Genomic DNA, 4,221 nt, shown 5'->3' on the forward strand with positions numbered 1-4,221 from the left:
AGGGGTCCTTTTTCGACGCCGATCACCCCGCTACCGGGGTCCCTTTTCCACGCCGATCCACACATGGTTTCCTCACGCGGGATTTCCCAGGCGTGGTGGACATTCTCGCGCTGGGCCAGCGCGATGCTTGCCCCTTCGTCAACCGGGATGGCGCGGTTGATGACGACATTGGCAAGCGTCGGGAGGACCAGCACAAGGACCAGCCAAAGCCCGGCCAAGGTCGCGGCGTTGGCGGTCGAACCATGGCCGAGCCGCGCGATCAGCCCCGCGAGCCCGATCCAGAAAAGCAGATACGCCGCCGCCAACGCGACGATCAGCAGCAGCGCGCCGTTAGCGACGCCCGACAGGAGCGCGCCGACGACGAACGGTACGACGAGCGTCAGCAACAGCAGCGCGAAGCGGATCAGCCCGCGCCGCAGCCACAGCCGCCGCGCGCCCGGCATCGCATCGAGCGTTCGCGCGCGCCCGGCCTCGCGCTCGCCCGATTTCAGGTCGTGGAACAGTGCGATGACGAAAAGGGGGGCCAGGAACACCAGTACGAATGCGAAGTCGAACCGTCCCGGCAGCGCCAGTTCGGGGTTAAAGGTATCGCCATCATAGATCTGCGCCTCCAGCCCCAGCGCCCGGATCCGCAGGATATAAGGGGCGACGTCCCGCATGCCGATCGCCGCAAAGGCGAGTGGGGCAGGGGAGTCCCAGGTCGGGTGAAAGCTGTAATAGGCCGCGCTGCCCGCGTCCTTTTCGCGATCGACATAGGCGACGACGGTACCGACATCCTCGGCCTGCGCGGTGGCGATCGCGTCGATCGCGGCACGCTGTCGCGCCATTTCGGTCATCCCTGCGGCGACGGCGGCGGTGCTGAGCACGGCCAGCAGGACCAGCGCAATGGCGGCCATGCGTGAGCGTAGCAGGAGCCGGGTCTCGTGCATCCAGATCGACATCACTTCGCTCCCAGACGGCGGGTGGCGAGCGCGAGGGCAGCGATACCAATCGCCAGCCAGCCAAGGATGATCGCCAGCCCGGGCAGGCTTGCCTGCACCAACGTCGCGGCATCGGGTTGGACGAACGTGAATTCGGGCATGCGTCGCCAGTTGTTCGCACCGATCCGCTTACGCCTGTCGGCGCCGGCGTCCTTGGCGGTATCGTCGGCATAGCTGACCGCATCGGCCTGTAGCTGGTTCAGCCGCTGGACGAGGGCGTAGCGATAGGCCTCGGCCTGTTCGAGGAAACGGCGATGGCCGGCGAAGTCGGTGCCGGCGGCGGCCATCGACGCCTGTCGCAACGCGATGGTCGGGCTGAGCAGGCCGACGCCGGTGACAAGCGTGTTCTGCGCCACCTGCGTCGCAAAGCTCTGCCCGGCATAACGGTCGAACAATTTGCTGGTCATCGCTTCGCCCTCGAGCGCGAGCAGACCCTTATAGTTCACCGGCAGATCCTCGACGCGGGTCACGCCATAACGTTTGAGGACATCGGTCTTGAACCGGGCGAAATGCGGATCGTCGGGATTATGGCTGTCGCCCATATGGCGCAGGTCGCGGGCGATGGCGACATCGGTCTGCAACCGGTTGGCCAGCGGATAGGCCTCGCTCGCCACATCGGGTGCGACACGCGGCAGCAGCACGACGCTCACCGCCCAGATTGCCAGCAGCGCGAGCAGCGCGTCGCGGCGGCGGCGGACCAGCATCGACACCAGCGTGATCGCGACCACCCACAGCGCGAGATAGGCCGCATAGGCGAGCGCGATCATCGCCATCGGGCCGACGAGGGCACCGGGCTGTCCGGAGATCAGGACGAACCCGATCATCGCCGGCAAACCGACCAGTATCGCCACCAGCCCCAGCGCGGCGAGTTTGCCCAGCACGATCGCGCGGGCCGATGCCCCCTGCAGCATCAGCGGGCGCAGCGTACCGCGTTCGGCCTCACGCGCGACCGCGCCATAGCCGAGGAAGATCAGCAGCAGCGGTGCCACCGCTTGCAATACGAAGGCCGGGGTTAGCTGACCGAAGCGGACCAGCAGCGAACTTTGCCGGACGTCGCCGAAATTGCTGGTGTTCTGCCGATGCCCTTCGAGGAACATCGTGTTGCCGGTGAAGGCATCGACGCCGGGATCGAACGCGGCGAGCGGCCCCAGCGGACGGAAGATGAAATGGCCATAATGGACCACGCGGTGGGGGTGGCGGTCGGGCTGCGCCTCGAATGCGTGGTTCGCCTCCGCCTGGTGCCGGGCGCGGCTGTCGGCGATGCCCCGTTGATGGGTCCAGGAGGTGACGACCGCGACCAGCGTCAGGAGCAGTAGCAGCACGACGGCAGTGACGGCGACGCGGTTGCGCCGCATCAGCCGCAGTTCGTCGCGCGCGATGAGCGAAATCGCGCTCACGCCAGTGCCGCGCCTGCGAACCGGTCGTGCAGCGCGCGCACGTCGAACCGGGCATCGCCTTCGGCCGCGACCTCCTCGACGATGCGACCGCGTTCGAGGAAGCCGATGCGGTCGGCGACATCGGCGGCGCTGAGCAGGTCGTGCGTCACCATCAGCACCGCGGTGCCGCGCGCCCGGACGGCGTGGAGCAGCGCGTTGAAATCGGCGGTCGCGCGCGGATCGAGGCCGGAGGTTGGTTCGTCGAGCAACAGCACCGGCACTTCGCGCAGCAGCGCGACGGCGATCGCGACCTTTTGCCGCATCCCTTTCGAAAAGCCGCCGAGCCGCTGATCGAATGCCCGGTCCTGCAACCCTGCCGCGCTCAGCGCATCGGTAATGTCGCTGCGCGACCGCGGCGCGCCCGACAGTGCAAGGAGATAATCGGCATTCTCGACCGCGCTCAGATGTTCGTACAGCGCGACGTTCTCGGGCAGATAGGCGATGCGCCGCCGCGCGGCATCAGGGTCGGTGGCGGGATCGATCCCGCCGACGCGGACGCTGCCGCCATCGGCGCGCACGAAGCCGAGCAGCGCCGACAGCGTCGTCGACTTGCCCGCGCCATTACCCCCGAGCAGGGCATAGATCTCACCCGCAGCGACCGACAGCGACATGCCGTCGAGGACGCGGTGCGTGCCATAGGCGAGTGTGGCGCCATCGATCGCAATTTCGGCTGAATGGGCGGGGGACGGGGGCGTATGCTGCATGATCCGTCCAGTGCCCCCGAACGGACCGAAGCGTCAATAGCGATGATGTATCATAACATTAACGGGCGTTATCCTGTCGGCTTCCAATAGAATGTAACATCATATCGTTGATCGGGGGATCTTCATGTTGATCTATTCGCGCCGAATGGCCCCAGCGCGGATGCTTGTGCCGTTGCTGGCGACCGCGAACGCTACGGCAAGGGGGTGTCACATAGAAGGGGCACAGATATACGGTAGCGAGGATCATGCCGGCAGCCGGGTGATCTGACGCCGAGGTCGCAGCTTACCGTTTGGTGCGGCGGGGCCGGCCGAGATCGTCGCCGGTCAGGTCGAGGCGCTGGTGCCGCCGGTGCGGATCGAGGTCGCGAGCCGGATCGTGTCGTTCCAGTAGTCGGCGATCAGCGCCTCATCGATCGGCTGCGCTGCGAGCGGGGCGATGTCCGGTACAGGCCGCATGTCGGCGAACAGGTGCGGGCGCCGGACAGCGATATTGGGGATGCGCGGCGCGAAGCGGAAGCCGAGCAGGTGGCATAGTGCAAAGACATGATCGTAGACGCCGCCCCCATCGGTATGGTGGCGTTCGATCGCGAGATCGGCACCGTGATGGAGCAGGGCGTCAAGGGCATGCGCCGCCTCGCCGGCCCCGGCAGAGATGACCCTGGAATGGAACGGCGCATCGCGGTCGGAGACGTGCGTGTAGAAGGAAACGGCCGGTTCGCTCCCCTTGTGCGGGCTGATCGCGCCGGTCGCTTGCGCCCGCCCCGGCCCTAGGTGTTTGGTCCCGGCGATTGATGGTGCAACAACCACGAGCGAGTGGAGGGAAGCGCTATGGGCCAGGTTCTACACGGGAGCGCCACGACGACTGAAGTCATCCGTCGAGCGATACAGCATAGTAAAGAGAGCCTGAGGGCGCTGGCTAAGCGCCATGGCGTCAACCAGAAGACGATCGCCAAGTGGCGTAAGCGAAGCTCGACGGCCGATCTGCGAACCGGACCCAAGGAGCCCAGGTCCACCACACTGACGATCAAGGAGGAGGCCGTGAAGCGTCCCGGGTTTCCTGGAGGCTCCCACTTGTGAGTAGGAGCATCGGTAATGAGCAAG

The 4,221-nt window shown here is 66.4% G+C and carries 3 protein-coding genes and 2 pseudogenes; 1 reads left to right on the top strand and 4 read right to left on the bottom strand.

All coding sequences use genetic code 11. The features are described 5' to 3' along the window. The 4 genes and pseudogenes from ASE78_RS07710 to ASE78_RS07725 form a co-directional block, all read right to left on the bottom strand. On the bottom strand, positions 1-941 hold a 941-nt coding region (locus tag ASE78_RS07710; RefSeq protein WP_056495400.1), incomplete at its 3' end, for an ABC transporter permease. After that, positions 941-2,377 carry an ABC transporter permease gene (locus ASE78_RS07715; protein ID WP_056495402.1) on the bottom strand — a complete coding sequence of 479 codons (1,437 nt, stop codon included), beginning with the start codon at positions 2,375-2,377 and terminating at the stop codon, positions 941-943. The genes ASE78_RS07715 and ASE78_RS07710, both read right to left, overlap by 1 nt. Next, positions 2,374-3,120: an ABC transporter ATP-binding protein gene (locus ASE78_RS07720; RefSeq protein WP_056495406.1), complete on the bottom strand. Its 747-nt coding sequence runs from the start codon at positions 3,118-3,120 to the stop codon at positions 2,374-2,376. Before ASE78_RS07720 ends, ASE78_RS07715 begins: the two co-directional genes overlap by 4 nt. A 330-nt stretch (positions 3,121-3,450) precedes the next feature. Beyond that, positions 3,451-3,879 (bottom strand): annotated as a pseudogene (locus ASE78_RS07725) (Tn3 family transposase); the annotation flags it as partial. 69 nt (positions 3,880-3,948) lie between these two features. Here ASE78_RS07725 and ASE78_RS18260 point away from each other — a divergent pair. Then, positions 3,949-4,161, top strand: a pseudogene (locus ASE78_RS18260) (transposase); the annotation flags it as partial. Positions 4,162-4,221: the final 60 nt, after the last annotated feature.

The sequence above is a fragment of the Sphingomonas sp. Leaf25 genome (genome assembly GCF_001421635.1).
Classification (GTDB): Bacteria; Pseudomonadota; Alphaproteobacteria; order Sphingomonadales; family Sphingomonadaceae; genus Sphingomonas.